Below are 15,751 nucleotides of genomic sequence, written 5' to 3'. Positions count from 1 at the left end.
GGAAGTATAATCTAAATATTTTTAGTCACCAAGGTAGGTGAAGTTTTATAGAAAATTCTTTGCAGAATAGCTCGTGTCTTATCCTATTATGCCGTACAACAACCCTTGTTGAGAGCAGTGATAAAGCATAGAAAATTTTATACATTTTAGGTATTTTAAGAATGTGTGGTCAGTATTCGGGGGAGGCTTTGCTGGAGCTTTATGTAGGGTAGAACTATATAAGTGGTCAGTAGCACTTCCTTTAACAGGTCAGATTGTTTACAAATCGGTGCTGAGAGGAATCTTCTTCTTTTGTGGTATCAGAAGAAGGTTAAGTAGAAAAAGGGTAACCTTAGTTACCCTTTTTTGAAATGTTTTGTATGATCTTATTTATTTTTTGGAGCAATTTTTTTTCTTATAAACATAAAGTACATTATGCCTAAGAAAATAAACCAAAAGATACTGTATTTTAAAGCTGTTAGGGTGTCATGTTCTAATGTCAACAAATAGAGCATAAAAGCAAAAAAAACTAATACAACCCCGCACATAATGGGACCTCCCGGCATTTTGTAGACGGATTCAGCATGTAGATGAGGGTGATTGCGACGATACACAATATAGCTAATTAAAATAACGGACCATACGAATAAAAATGCAATCGCTGAAATGCAGGTTACAATTGTAAAAGCACTTATGATGCTTGGAGATGATGAGGCAATTGTGTATCCTAGTAAAATACATAGACAGGAAAAGAACAGAGCATTGGCTGGAACACGGTATTTAGAAAGTTTGCCCAAAATTGGAGGGGCACCTTTTTGTGTTGCAAGCCCGTATATCATGCGGCTAGTCGAAAAAATACCACTATTGGCTGAAGACGCTGCTGAGGTGAGAACAACAAAATTGACCAAACCCGCAGCTATTGGAATGCCTGCAAGCCAAAACATGGAGACAAAGGGGCTTTTTTCTGGAACAATTTGGTTCCAAGGTGTAACAGACATAATTACAGCAAGAGACAGGATGTAAAAAAGGACAATACGAACCGGTATTGCATTAATTGCTTTAGGAAGAACTTTTTTAGGCTCTTTGACTTCTGCTGCCGTTGTTCCAGCAATTTCAATCCCAACAAAAGAAAAAATGGCAATTTGAAATCCGGCAAAAAAACCGGTAATCCCTCGGGGGAATATGTCTCCACCATTCCATACGTGACTGAGAGAAGCAACCGTACCATTTGGAGAGGTAAAGCCTGTAGCAATCATATAAAATCCAACAATAACTAATGCTAAAATTGCTACAACTTTGATAAGACCAAACCAGAATTCAAGTTCACCGAAAAACTTTACGGCAAGGAGGTTGAGGATTAAAAAGAAACCAATACAAGCAAAAACAACAATCCATGGATTAAGTGTTGGCCACCAGAAATGCATATAATTAATGATAGCAATAATATCTGCTGCTCCAGTCACAACCCAGCTTAACCAATAGTTCCAACCAACAAAAAAAGCGATTCCCGGTCCTAGCATATCGGTTGAAAAATCAATAAGAGATCGATATTGTGAATTAGAAAGCAATAATTCTCCCATCGCACGCATGACAAAGTATAGGGCACATCCAATAATAGCATAAACAAGTATGATAGAAGGGCCTGCTACACTAATTGTTTTTCCTGATCCCATGAAGAGTCCTGTTCCAATAGCCCCACCGAGGGCTATAAGTTGTACGTGACGATTATCGAGGCCACGTTGTAGTTTCTTTTGAGGATCATCTTTTAAATTTTGTTTACCATTCATTTTTTGGGGGTTCCCTTTGAATTATTTTGAGATTAAATGACACTAAAAAGGTATATTTCGTATCGAAGCATGATATAAATGAGGTGTAAAGGAAAAAAACATTTTTTATGATTTTGTGTGGATAAAGAAAAGAATATAGTTTTGAAAAAAAAGAATGTTTTTCTCTTAAAATAACATAACAGATATTTGAAGAGGGCGCTTTTTATTGTTTTAATAACAAATAAATGGCTCATAAAAAGGACTCGATAGAGTGCTCCTTTAAAATTATTTCTGGGAATTGTTAGACTTTCTTTATGACTTTATAATCAGTATGTTGTTATTCATAAGAGAGTGTTTTAATTTTTTCTCAAGGAGCGTTAGAGAATTGTCATCTTAGTTTAGGGAAAAGTCTTTAATGATCAAAAATTTAAGTGCTTTCTAAAATCACTTTTTTTATTTTTATGATGCTATCATAAGTAAAAAGGAGCCCCTTTTTTCACAAAGGAACAGAGGAGAGTTCAGCTTTTTTCTTTCCTGTTTCGTAGCATTATCGATGATAAGAGCCATATTGAAACTGGGGGATATAACTAAAAAATGAGACTATGAAAAAGGGGAGTATTTGATGATTCATTTGACCTTTATTTCTGAAATTAATTTTTCTTCGAGATACAGTTCTATTTCATCATATGAGGAAAGTTTTCCTACGCCCTGTGGAGTGCCTGTATAGATGATATCATTACTTTGTAACTGAATGTAGCGACTTAAGAATGATATTATTTTTCTAAAGCTAAAAATCATATCTTTCGTATTGCCAAGTTGTCTCGTTTCTCCATTCAACTTCATTTCAAAAGTTATTGGGTTGTTTATTTTTTCTTTGTTTATGAAGTCAGAGACGTATGCGGCTCCTTTAAAACCTTTAGATAAAAGCCAAGGAAGCTTTTTTTCTTTCAGTTTTGTTTGCAAATCTCTAGCGGTTAGATCAAGACCTACCGCTACAGCATCGTAACATTCTTCAGCTTTCCTTTCATCGACCATAAAAGTATCCTTTGAGATTCTGAGCACAATTTCAGTTTCGAAATGAATTTCTTTGGAAAAATCAGGAAGATCAATTTGATTTCCTAAGATGAGTGAACTATTCGGTTTGCTAAAGATAACAGGTTCATCTTGAACAACATTACCCAGTTCATGTGCATGTTTAACATAATTATATCCGACGCAGTAAATATTATTAATCATAGGAAATCTCCAAATTCTTCTTTTATATCGAAAAGATATCACTAGGGAAACAATATCTTTTCTCATATCGATCTATGAGCTTTGTAAAAAATATGCATTGTGTGGATTAATGATCAATTATTGATAATAAACAGTCAGCATTGTCTCTCCAAGTTTTTAATGAGAGAGTAGGCTATTGGGTGGGGTTTTACAGGAAGAACATCAAGGAACGCGTGGAGAACTCAGGATTTTTGCCTAGATGCTTCTCTAAGAAATCAAAATCGCTGAGGATTTTATCCTTTGCGGTATTCACAAAGATAGCTTTTTCTTACTCTTTTTGAGGAATCCTGAATTAATCATTTCTATATGTTTTGTTGGGAAGAGGGCAATGTCGTGATATCACATTAGATTATCTTGGATGTGTATTCATATCTTTTAAAATTTTGAAGTTGAGTGATTTAGCGAGAGCTTCATTAGTATATGGTTCATAGGCAATAATTTTGAATCCAAAAGGCTTTAACGTTCTAGTGTTGCTTTCCCTATTTTTTTTGAATTCGGCTAACTCAATGGTTTTATGCTTTGAACGGAACATTTTAAGATTGTTTTTTTGCTATGTTTTATTATATTTTTTGCTAAATCATCAGTGACTTTATCTATACAAGAAGGATATTAGCCAATTCAACACTGTGTTTTTTAGCTGCTTTTTCTGTTATTTTTGCATGCCAGATTAATAAGACATCAATTTTTCTTAGATTTTTTTAAACTCACTCATTTGAGTTATTCTATCGGTTATAGCAATTTTCATTGTCATTTTTCTCTATAATCGATAAGTATCAAATCTCTAAAGTCTCTTCATCAGTTCAGTGAATGCATCAATGATGGCAATCTAACACGGCAATTTGATGGTTGAAAGAAGCTTTCTGGATGTGAAGATGGCGGAGTATTTTAATAAAAAAAATGGTAAATAATAATTATGCATCAATATGTTGTATAAAATTATCATTTTTGAGATTAATGACCTAATTATGCACCATTTTTCCTTTTAGCGCTCTTTGCAAATCATCAGTGAAAACTTTTTTGTACTGAAAATTTATTGATAACTTAATTTTTGTACATTCATTCTTTCCGCTTAAAAAATATAAAATAAGGACAATACAATTAAGTTATCAATTTCTTATTCTTTTCACTTTCTCATCATGAAGAAAAATCTTTTTACTTAACCTTATGGATCAAAAGAATTAGCTTTTTTCTGGTAACACAAGTGGAGAAATAAGAATTTTAGATATGTTTCGGCGTTCCATTTCAATCACTTTAAAGCGTAAACCATCGGTTTCAAAACTTTCCCCTTCATTCGGCAAATGACCAAATTGCCAAAGCATAAAGCCTGCCAGAGTCGTATAACGATCTGCCTCATCAACAAGATTTCGTCCAAGATAACCACTTAAACGGCGGATATCAGCGTATCCCTCTACAAGAAGGCTGCCATTTTCAAGTTGTTCTGCGATCATGAGCTCTTCATCGTCATCAGGAAAATCTCCTGCAATAGCTTCAAGAATATCGGTTGGTGTTGCAATTCCTTCAAAAGAGCCATGCTCATCAACAATAATTGCAAGCTGAATCGAAGAATGGCGTAATTGTTCCATCAATCGTAAAACACTTGTGTTTTCATGAACAACAAGCGGTTCTCGCATTGCTTTTTTCCAATTAATCTTTTTACCCTCAGCCAGATTCAAAAGAAGATCTTTTGTTAACGCAACGCCAACAAATTCATCCACTTTTTCACGCGCAAGAATTAAGCGGCTATGTTTAACCTTTTGTAATTCTTCACGCATTTCATTTTCATCAGCATTTAAATCTAACCACTCAATCTCATTGCGCGGCGACATGATAGAGCGAACAGGACGATCTGCTAAATCGAGAACACCACGAATCATCTCTTTTTCTTCTGGTCTAAATAACTCAGAAGCTGCGGCTTGTTCCGCAATGACATCTACAGTTTCAGCAAGATGACTATCTTTACTTCCTCCTCCTAAGAGCCTTAAAACAGCATCAGCTGTTCTACTGCGTAGATCATTCGTTGTAATCATCTTTTCACGGTTACGACGTCCAATTTGATTAAAAGCTTCGATGAGAACAGAAAAACCAATAGCAGCATACAAATACCCTTTGGGAATATGAAAACCGAATCCTTCAACAATGAGCGTAAAACCAATCATCATCAAAAATCCAAGACAAAGGATTACAATAGTGGGATGACGATTAATAAAACGCATAAGAGAGCCCGAGCCACACATCATGACTCCCATAGCAGTAATAACTGCGATATACATAACGGCTGCTTGTTCTTTTGCAATCATACCTGTTGCGGTAATAATACTATCGAGTGAAAAAACAGCATCCAGCACCACGACTTGAACAATTACTTGCCAAAAAACAGCATAAGCAACGCCTGTTTTTCTTTCATGTGATACTCCTTCTAACCTTTCATGTAATTCTAACGTTCCTTTTGCCAGCAAAAAGGCTCCTCCACCAATTAAAATAAAGCTATGCCAACTAAAGACAAAAGATGAAAGTGAAAGAATGACCATATCGAGTCTCATAACCCATCCAATAACTGTAAGAAGGAAAAGCCGCATGATTAATGCTAAAGTAAGACCTATCAAGCGTGCTCGGTCACGCAAATGTAGTGGCAATTTTTCAGCTAAAATTGCAATAAAGATAAGGTTATCTATTCCTAAAACAATTTCGAGGAAAACCAACGTGACCAAACCAAACCACGCATGGGGATCAGTGATCCATTCCATCATTTCTCACCTTTTAAAAGCTTAAAAGCGCGCGATTGACAAAAAAATCATGGGCTTTTATTCGCATATTGGATCATGAATTTTGAATGTAAAAAACTTACATTCAAAGGGAAAAACAGAAAAATATTTCCTAAACGCATATGATTATTGATAAAACAAAGCGACGCCCCATTCCGCTGATAACGACAAGAAGGTTCCTCTAAATTTTGCTCGGGCATTATGCTCGATAATCCTCCAATTATAGGTTCTGTATAACAATCAGAATATTTATGTATAGAGCTTCTTATAATGGGTTTATTTTTATATAAGATCAAGTGGTCAATAGCATATTTTAAGCCCTGCAGACAATGAGGCTATATAAAAAACAACAAAATATCTAGACATCCACCCTTAGGAGCGTTATAGAAACGCTCATTCTCATTTTTTAGCTCATCTTTTGGGAAGCTTATGGGTGATTAGCTCAGTCGGTAGAGCAGCTGACTCTTAATCAGCGGGTCGTGGGTTCGATCCCCTCATCACCCACCATTTATTTTATATTATAAATAATTTGTTGATTGCTTGAAATTTTTTAAGATATAAGAGGTTCAATGAAATTGGGGAGGAGGAACAATCCGATACCACCATACTGTTTGCCAGCTTCCAATGGTATTCCAACAGCTCTTGGTACTTGAGACTCTTTATAAGCAAGAAAGGCGTTTTTAGTCTTTTTGTACAGTTTTATGCCATAAGGCTCTTCCCGTTTATAACATGCAAGCGAAGGGTTTTGATTGATTCAATGTGGAAGAGATTTGAAATGAGAAAATTTTACAGTATTCAAGGGTTTCATTCAAGTTGAATAAAGATAAATTATATTTATAAATCAATATGTTATATGTTGTAGAAACGATTGTTTTTTACACGGATAACTATTTTCAAGTTTATGGGCATTTTTTTTTGAAGGAAAATAGATAAATATTTCTCCGTTTTTTTAGAATCAGCTTCTTATAAAGGGGGCATTTCAAGTTCGAAGGCAAAAAGATAAATAAAAAATAATGATTGTATTAATTTACAGATGCAACTGAACTCCGGCAATGATTATATCATTGATAGGCACACACACAAGAAGCCATTGATAGTCTTTTATTTATTTAGGGGGTGTTTTAGGGGCTCTTTTCCAATATTGTTGCGCTTCAAAGATGGCGACCACGAATAATGAAATGATGAGTGGTATGATCAAATAAAGTATTCTAAAAACAATAAGTGCTGCGATAACATCGGTTGGGTTTATATGGGGCATACCTGTTATGAAGAGCGCTTCAAGAACGCCTACGCCTCCTGCTGGCGCATTGGAGAGAAGTGTTATCGTAAAAGATGCTAAGAAAACGCCAAGAACAGAAATAAAATGAATATCTGCATTGTAGGGGAGAACAGCATATATAATTCCTGCTGCTCCTAAAAGCTCTAGAGGGCTAATGAGGAGCTGTTGAATAACAATTTTTAGCCGTGGATAGGAAAGCTGAATTTTCTTGCCCAAGCGTAAGGGTTTCAATTGAAGCCAACTCCCAAACGTATAAAGTGCTATGCAACTGAGTAAAATGCCCCCAACTGTCGTTCCAAGCCATTCAGGAAGCCCTTCATGAATGAGGGTGATAATTTCGGGTTGCAGAACCAAAACGATCCCTAACAGTAAGATTGTGCCGATGACAAAAGTAAAAGAACAAAAACCTACTAATATGGCGATTTCTGTTCCATTTAATCCTTTCATTTTATAGGCACGATAACGCACGACGGCACCAGAAAAAACGGAAGCACCGATATTGTGTGAAAGAGCGTAAGTTGTAAATGAACAGATAGCGATGAAAATCCAAGAAATTTTATGGCCTAGATGTTGCAAGGCAATACGATCGTAGCCAGCAAGAGCAGCATAAGCAAGCAGGGAACATAAACAGGCTAATAACCAGTGCTGTGCATTTAAATCGCTCAAGCGTTCCAATACGTCTGTGAACGAAATGGCAGAGAGCTTTATATAAAGAATCCGAATAGATATCAGCATTGCTAAGATACCAATTAAGGGCCATATAAATTGCTTTATTTTCACGCTTCTTTATCCATTTTTAGTTTTCTATAAATTTTCATGATTATGCATATTTTTTTACAGACCTTTGTTCTGTTATATGCCCTATAATGCCATTGGCAATTTCTTCATCATCCGTTACTACAACATCAGCCCCTAAATCAATGAGATAAGCTGTTTCTGTGTCGGATAATGCATGTGTGATTATCTGGATATCCTTCTGCATATCACGTATATTCACGATACATTCTCCGACTTCAATGGTACTTCGCATTGTAATAACAACTTTATGTGCATTATTTATATTGGCTGCGTTCATTATTTCTTGTTGAATGATATTACCACAAATAACCTCAAAGCCATCGGCAATTGCTTTATCAGCGAGGCGTTTTGATTCTTCCACAATCACTATGGGTTGATCTCTATTTACTAAAGATAATGCAATACATTGACCAATACGACCATAGCCAATAATGACGATATGGTTGTTTTTTATGGTCATTTGTAAAAAATCTTGGTCAGGATCTTGTGGATCAATATCAATAATTGTTTGGGTATTTTGTGAAGAGACAGAAATTTTTTCTAGACGTTTTTTTATTTTGTTACAGGCAATGAAAACAAGAGGATTGAGCAAAATAGAAAAAATTGCTCCTCCAAGAATTAAATCATGAGCGTCATTGTTTAAAAGTCCTAAGCTTAGACTTAAACCAGCAAGGATAAAGGAAAATTCTCCGATTTGAGCAAGGCTTGCAGCAATCGTCAAAGCCGTTGCATTCGAATAGCGAAAAGCTTTAACAATGAAAAAGGCAACAGCAGATTTTCCAATCACAATAATGAATAAGGTTGCTAAAAGAGGAAAAAAATGAGTCAAGAGTTTTCCTGGATCAAATAACATGCCTACAGAAACAAAAAAGAGAACAGAAAAGGCATCGCGTAGTGGTAAGGATTCTTCAGCAGCGCGGTGACTCAATTCTGATTCGCTCATGACCATACCGGCAAAAAAAGCACCAAGAGAAAGAGAAACACCAAATAAATGAGCGGCTCCGAAAGCTACGCCTAGGGCAATGGCAAAGACGCTGAGACGGAATAATTCACGTGATCCCGATTGTGCGCTCATTTTTAAAAGCCATGGGATGACGCGTCGCCCAATGACGAGCATTAATGCGATAAATAGAATGACTTTCAGGATGGTGAGACCAAAAACACCCCAAATACTTAAATCCAACCATTGAACGAGAGGGTCTAATGCTTCTTTGTTTGTATTGTTGAGGGTGCTTGCCAAGGATGGGATGAGGACAAGTATAAGGACCATTGCTAAATCCTCAATAATCAACCATCCAACGGCAATACGGCCTTTTTCTGTTTCAATAAGATGACGCTCTTGCAAAGCACGTAACAGGATAACAGTACTTGCTATGGATAAAGCAAGACCGAAGATCAAACTTCCGCTAAGACCCCATCCCATAATCAGACCAAGACATAAGCCTAAAAAAGCAGAAAATGCCATCTGGGCAATAGCAGCGGGGACAGCAATCGCTTTGACAGATAAAAGGTCTTTTAAGGAAAAGTGGAGCCCAACACCAAACATGAGCAAAATAATACCAATTTCAGCAAGTTGATTGATAATAACGGAATCTATTTTAAATCCACCTGTATTGGGGCCCACAATAACACCAGCTAACAAATAGCCCACAAGGGGTGAAATCCGCAAACGGCTAGCAATCATTCCCAAAAGAAATGCTAAACATAAACCGGCAACAATGGTTGTGATAAGTGGTGTGTCGTGGAGCATGGATTATTTACTATTCTTGATCAAAAAGCGAATGAACGAAAATGCCTCTTATTTCTTCGAGAAGAGAGAAATGATGTATCATATGTATCAAAGAACATTTTCATTTCGCTTTCATATTTACACGATTATTTCGTTCACGCCACCAATTTCCTAGTAGGAGTAAAATAGGAGCAGCAATAAAGATAGAAGATGATGTTGCAACAATAATCCCAAAGACTATGGGCAATGCAAAATTATGAACGGCACTTCCACCCCATATCGCCATAGGAAGCATAGCAAGAATTGTTGTGGCGGATGTAAAAAAACAACGAACAAGAACCTGATTAATGGACAGATCAATCAGTTCGCGCAATGGCATTTTTTTATAAAGACGCATATTTTCGCGCATCCTATCATAGACGACAACCTTATCATTTATAGAATATCCAACAATTGTTAAGAGTGCAGCGATGGCTGTTAAATTAAAATCAAATTGAAATAAAGCAAAAAAGCCGATCATTTTTGTGGTGTCTAGAATGAGTGTGACAATGGCTCCAATAGCAAAAAACCACTCGAAGCGTAACCATATATAGAGAGTCATGGCAATAGCGGCAAGAATAACAGCCGTAAATGCAGCTGTGGCAAGTTCGCCTGAAATTTTGGGGCCAACAACTTCTATTTGATCAAATGTGGTATCAGGATAGATATTTTGTACAGCTATTTTGACCTTATCAATGGCGATGGTTTGTTGTGCTTCGCTCCCACTTTGTTTCTGCATGCGAATGAGTACGGTGTTTTCGTTATCGATATTTTGCAGGCTAATTTCCCCAATATTAAGGGTAGAAAGCTTGGAGCGCAGGGTTGCTAGGTCTGCTGGTACTTTCGTGGTAATACTCATTTGGCTGCCACCAATAAAATCAATTCCAAAATTCAAGCCAGGCTTAAAAAAGAGAAAAACTGAAGCTATTGATAAAATAATTGAGACACCAATCCCAATGAATCGCGCTTTCATAAAGTGGAAAGTTGTATTTTGGGGGAGAATGTTGAAAGCAGAGTGAATATGCAATTTTTTAATTTTCCATTTACGAACAATCCAAATCATGATGATGCGTACAATGGTAATATTTGTGAACATGGAGATGATAATCCCAAGCAACATGGTTACGGCAAAACCACGAACGGGACCGGTACCAAACCAAAAGAGTAAAACAGTCGCTATAATTGCCGTAACATTTGCATCAACAATGGTTGCAAAAGCCTGTTTAAAACCACGATCTAGAGCTGCAAAAGCACTTACACCTTTTCGACTTTCTTCACGGATACGTTCATTGATGAGAATATTTGCATCAACGGCAATACCGATGCCTAAGATAATACCAGCAATACCAGGCAGGGTCAGCGTCGCACCGAGAAGACTAAGGGCTGCAAATGTTAAAATCGTGTGGAGCGCTAGGGCTATATTGGCAATGAGCCCCCAAATTCGGTAGAGAAGAAAAATAAAAATTGCAACAAGTATAAAACCGATTATGCCGGTGTAAAGTCCCATTTGGATCGCATCAGCACCAAGATTTGGACCTACCGTTCTCTCTTCAATGACTGTGAGTGGAGCAGGGAGAGAACCAGCGCGGAGCAGAGCAGCCAGAGTTGAGGCTTCTTTGGGGGCAAAGTTTCCTGTAATTTGACCTTGCCCATTGGGAATGACACTATTGATGGTAGGAGCGGTTAAAACCTTATGATCCAGAACAATGGCAAAAGGACGATTAATATTTTGTCGTGTTATATCGGCAAATATTTTTGCACCAGCAGAATCTAATGTAAATGAAATAATAGAACGTCCTGGCATTTGCGGGTCAAAACCAGCGCGGGCGTCTTTAAGGACATTTCCATCTAAGGCAATTTGATCATAAATTGCATAGCGTTGTGTTTCATCAGTATATCCAGGAAGAATAGAAACACCTATAGGGGGATTATTGGGGTCCACATTAGAGGGAACAAGATGAAAACTCATCTTAGCGGTTGTGCCTAAAAGATCTCGTAGTTGTTTTGGATCTTGTAAGCCAGGTAATTGGACCATAATACGGTCATTTCCAACCTTTTGGATCGCTGGTTCTGAAACACCAACTTGATCGATACGGCGACGGATGATTTCTAAGCTTTGTTCAATGGCGTTACTTACACGATCTTTTATTCCCGCTTCCGTTAATGTGACACGAAGCATTTCATTTTGAGCACTGATGGTGATGTTATGTTCTGTCGTCCCAAAACTACTGTGTATGGGTGTTATTAATGTTTTTAAGGCTGAGAGAGCTTTTTCAGTTTGTGATGCATCAGAAATAACGGCAATGACGCTATCTTCGACGATACGAACACTTGAGGTACGGATTTGCTTTTCACGCAATGTATTGCGCACGTTGCTTAAAACGATGTGTAATTGATCGCGTTTTAACGTTTTGCTATCAACCTCAAGCAGGAGAGAAGAGCCTCCTTGAAGATCAAGACCAAGCGCTACACGGGTATCGGGTAAGAATTTCGAATTTTTAACTTGTTCGTGTGAAAATAAATTGGGTAAGGCAATATAAATGCTGCTTAAAAGGATAAAGCAATAAAGAGTAGTTAACCAACCAGGTGTACGCATGATATATTCCGCTAATAGGCAATCTAACAGTGATTCAAAGTTAAAAGCACAAGTAAAATAAGATGATTGTTTTATAATTCAAGGAAGAAAATTAGGTGTATTCATTGGGAGGAGCCCGTTTATTTGAGAAATATTGTGCTTTGACGTTATGAAGTTGTTTATAACTAGCTGGAATTTTTATTAAAAAGAGTTCCAATGTGAGGATTTTTTGAAAGGTCCTCATAAAAATAGATTCTACATGGAATGTTACAATTTTTTTGGTTTCAGTTGTTAGAACATTCAACTGATCACACTTATTGTGTGTGTTTTGTAAATCAAATCTATTCGTTTTAATAATATTCCTAATGATATTATCGGCGTGTGATTGTTTGATTGAAGAGGCACGCGTTCCTAAGTTACTCATCAAAAATACACCCAAACTGGATAGAAAAATCCAGCTCATCAAAGGGAGCAAATTTTCTTTTTTGCAATAGAGGTACAAAAAAAGCATGCAAGAGTACCTTCTTTAATCTTATTAAGTTCAGCCTTACGATTATCCTTTTTATCAGTATTATAGGATAAGGGAAAGCTTTTATAAGATTATTCTACAAAAGTTGAAAATATCTGCTTTATACTCTATTTAAAGGAGGGGGTTAAAATCCTTTTTGTGTATCTAAGGTAGATATGTATTCATTTTGTAGAAAAAATACCCATATATTTTTCCTTCTTTTGGGGATTGTCGTTGTTTTTAATTCTGGCGCATGGGGAAATGAGGGGGCGCGCAATACAATTGTCGAACAGACAATAGCTTCTTATTCAGTTGATGAAATTATTCAACAACAACAGTTAATTATTGAGAACCTTGAAGAAAGTACTGAAACTTTAAAAAGAGATTTTGACAGAAAATTAGAAGATGAACGTGCTTTGGAAGAATTGCGCTTACGTGCACAAGATATCAGTGAACGTGCGCTCGAGGCAGCATTTGTTTTGCGTTCTCCTCTTAATGAAATTAATGCTCTTCTTGATCAATTAACCGAGCTTCATCATGACGTAAAAAAACTGAAAAGCTCAGTGAAGGAATACACTTACTTGATAGAGCAAAAAGCTAAAATCAATCGTACTATGCTTCGGTTTGAAGCAATTTTTTTGGCGACAAATAGAATAGCTGAACTTTCTATTTTTCAATCTCGTGAGCTTTTTAAACGCACACTGACCGATAGGCTTGAATTTTCGATCCCGATGATTAAGCATCTTATCCAGAAAACAAAAGAAGCTTCATCAGATTTTCTTTTTCTGTTGAGTTCTTGGTGGAGTTTTATCTTTTATTTCAAACTGTTACAACTTTTTCTTTGCTTTTTGATTCCACTTTTTATCACTTTGGGACTTTCATATTTTTCTCGTAAGATTCTTGTCCATGTGTATTGCCATTTTACCAAGTCTAATGAGGAGATATCCTATTTACAACGCTTATTGATCTCCTTTATTTCAGTTCTCCTCCCTTCGCTTATCTGTGTTCTTTGCGTTTATCTTGTGTTGTTTTTGTTTCGTAATTTTAATTTAGATCCAGGTAAGCTTACAACTGTTTTTAATACGATCGGTTGTCAAATTATTTTAGTCTTTTTAATCAATCGCTTAGCAGTTGTTCTTTTATCATCGAATATGCCCCATATACGTCTTTTCAATGTTGCACCATCGTCTGCTTATCAATTAGTAATTTTATTCACTTCTTTAGGGGGCGTTTTGGCATTTGATGCTGTTTTTGATAGTATTTATCAAATTATTTCAGCACCTCTATCTTTGACAATTGCTAAAAGTTTTATTGCTGTTTTTCTTGTCGCGATATTGCTGTTTATAATAGCATTTGTGCCTTTGCGGTTTAGTCGTGGGCGTTTTCAAGGAGAAAAAAGAAAACCATATTTTTGGCCATTTTATATACGCATTCCTTTTATTGCCTTGGGATTATTGCTCTTTGTGTTAAATTTTTTAGGTTATGTTGGTCTCGCGCGTTTTATTATGCAGCAAATTATGATTGGTGGAGCATTTTTAGTTCTCATGTATTTAGGCATAAAAAGCGCTCAAATAATTGGAACTAAAGGACAATTTATGAAGACAACTGTTGGTCATTTTTTGATGCAGAGGTTTCATTTAGAAGAAAAAATAATGAATCAATTGGGAATTATTTTAAGCGTTTTTCTCAATTTATTTGTTGTTGTATTTTGTGCAATGCCAATCGCTGCACAGTTTGGATTTTCCTATTCTGATTTGAAAGCAGTTTTGTGGCAATCGGTGAGCGGTTTTCAGATCGGAAATATGACTCTCTCTTTGATTTCTCTTGTCACAGGAATTATTTCTTTTGGTGTTTGTTGGTTTCTTATTCGTCGATTTATTGATTGGTTAGATCATGTAGTGTTGGACCATGGAGAATTCGATTCTGGTGTCCGTAACTCTATCAAAACAGTGATAAGTTATGGAGGCGTTGTTCTGTCTGCTTTGACAGGATTATCAATGGCAGGTTTGGATCTTAGAAATTTTGCTCTTATTGCTGGAGGACTTTCACTTGGTATAGGTTTTGGTTTACAGAATATTGTTCAAAACTTTGTCTCTGGACTTATTATTTTAGTTGGAAGACCATTTAAAATAGGGGATTATATAGAATCCGGATCAGTAGGGGGGGTCGTTAAGCGTATTAGTGTACGAGCAACAGAACTTGAGACCATTCAGCGTAAAACGATTATTATTCCCAATTCAAGCCTTATTAATAATAACGTTAGTAATTGGACACGGCGCGATAAAGTAGGAAGAATTGATATTCCAGTGACTGTGTCATCTAAGGTTGCTCCAGAACATGTTGTTGAAATTTTATTAGAGATTGCTTCTTCGACAGAAGGTGTTTTAAAAAATCCTCTCCCACAGGTGAGTTTTACAGCATTTGATAATAAGAGCTTTTCCTTTAATTTGGCTATTTATATACCTAATATTACCGCACCTTCTCATGTAACTAATACTCTTCGATTTGTCTTATATAAGCGCTTTGCTGAGGAAGGAATCTTAGAATGCTAAAATATATTTACGCTTTGATGACAAGTATTCTGTTGAATAATTTTGCCATAACGTCTTTTGCTGCAACAGTAAAAAATACGGATTTAAAGATGCAGTCTCTCATTATTGTCGAAGGAAGTATACCTTCAAAGTTTTCTTTAAATACACATCAAATCATAACAATTTGTATGAAGGGATGCTTTATTACTTTTCCTAATAAAGACCGTTTTGTAATAAAGGCAGACGACATTATAGAAATTAGTAGGGGAAGAGCAATTTTTAAATAAAATGATTGAAAACTTTTGTTTGGAAACAATTTTTAGAAGGAAATAAACTTGCACGTGTTCCATGTTACCTTTTGAAAATGATAGGAAAAAAAGGGATGAGTTTCGTGTAAGATATTTTTTTACTCTATATAGAGAGAATCTATATTATATATTTTTGATATAAAATATTGAGTTATATTTATAATAATTTTAATAAATATTTGTTTTATAAAAATAATTACAT

At 36.0% G+C, this 15,751-nt stretch carries 8 protein-coding genes, 1 tRNA gene and 1 pseudogene; 3 read left to right on the top strand and 7 right to left on the bottom strand.

Annotation, left to right across the window (positions count from 1 at the left end; genetic code table 11):
• Positions 1 to 365: 365 nt before the first annotated feature.
• The 3 genes from NNJ73_RS06975 to NNJ73_RS06965 form a co-directional block, all read right to left on the bottom strand.
• Positions 366 to 1,766, bottom strand: a complete 1,401-nt coding sequence (locus NNJ73_RS06975; protein WP_254493448.1) for an amino acid permease — start codon at positions 1,764 to 1,766, stop codon at positions 366 to 368.
• Between the two features lie 606 nt (positions 1,767 to 2,372).
• The gene (locus tag NNJ73_RS06970; RefSeq protein WP_254493447.1) at positions 2,373 to 2,981 is read right to left on the bottom strand and encodes a fumarylacetoacetate hydrolase family protein; all 609 of its coding nucleotides are present in this window, start codon (positions 2,979 to 2,981) and stop codon (positions 2,373 to 2,375) included.
• Positions 2,982 to 4,198: 1,217 nt separating this feature from the next.
• The gene (locus NNJ73_RS06965; protein ID WP_254493446.1) at positions 4,199 to 5,767 is read right to left on the bottom strand and encodes a TerC family protein; all 1,569 of its coding nucleotides are present in this window, start codon (positions 5,765 to 5,767) and stop codon (positions 4,199 to 4,201) included.
• A gap of 446 nt (positions 5,768 to 6,213) precedes the next feature.
• On the opposite strand from NNJ73_RS06965, the gene NNJ73_RS06960 reads away from it, so the two are divergent.
• Positions 6,214 to 6,289, top strand: a tRNA-Lys gene (locus tag NNJ73_RS06960).
• Between the two features lie 598 nt (positions 6,290 to 6,887).
• Here the strand turns inward: NNJ73_RS06960 and NNJ73_RS06955 are convergent.
• The 4 genes and pseudogenes from NNJ73_RS06955 to NNJ73_RS06940 form a co-directional block, all read right to left on the bottom strand.
• Complete coding sequence (locus NNJ73_RS06955) at positions 6,888 to 7,841, bottom strand: YbhN family protein (protein WP_254493445.1); 954 nt, start codon at positions 7,839 to 7,841, stop codon at positions 6,888 to 6,890.
• Positions 7,838 to 9,609, bottom strand: a pseudogene (gene ybaL, locus NNJ73_RS06950) (YbaL family putative K(+) efflux transporter). Before ybaL ends, NNJ73_RS06955 begins: the two are co-directional and overlap by 4 nt.
• A 100-nt stretch (positions 9,610 to 9,709) precedes the next feature.
• Positions 9,710 to 12,223 carry a protein translocase subunit SecD gene (gene secD, locus NNJ73_RS06945; RefSeq protein ID WP_254493444.1) on the bottom strand — a complete coding sequence of 838 codons (2,514 nt, stop codon included), beginning with the start codon at positions 12,221 to 12,223 and terminating at the stop codon, positions 9,710 to 9,712.
• 91 nt (positions 12,224 to 12,314) lie between these two features.
• The gene (locus NNJ73_RS06940) at positions 12,315 to 12,713 is read right to left on the bottom strand and encodes a hypothetical protein (protein ID WP_254493443.1); all 399 of its coding nucleotides are present in this window, start codon (positions 12,711 to 12,713) and stop codon (positions 12,315 to 12,317) included.
• 173 nt (positions 12,714 to 12,886) lie between these two features.
• Between NNJ73_RS06940 and NNJ73_RS06935 the strand changes: the two genes are divergently transcribed.
• Together NNJ73_RS06935 and NNJ73_RS06930 are read left to right on the top strand one after the other, a co-directional pair.
• Positions 12,887 to 15,262, top strand: coding sequence for a mechanosensitive ion channel domain-containing protein (locus NNJ73_RS06935; RefSeq protein ID WP_254493442.1), 2,376 nt, complete (start codon positions 12,887 to 12,889; stop codon positions 15,260 to 15,262).
• Positions 15,256 to 15,528: a hypothetical protein gene (locus NNJ73_RS06930; RefSeq protein WP_254474300.1), complete on the top strand. Its 273-nt coding sequence runs from the start codon at positions 15,256 to 15,258 to the stop codon at positions 15,526 to 15,528. Before NNJ73_RS06935 ends, NNJ73_RS06930 begins: the two co-directional genes overlap by 7 nt.
• Positions 15,529 to 15,751 lie beyond the last annotated feature (223 nt).

Origin of the sequence: Bartonella sp. B1099, assembly GCF_944801835.1 — a bacterium.
In the GTDB taxonomy this organism is placed as follows: domain Bacteria; phylum Pseudomonadota; class Alphaproteobacteria; order Rhizobiales; family Rhizobiaceae; genus Bartonella.
This window is presented reverse-complemented; position numbering and strand designations above follow the sequence as displayed.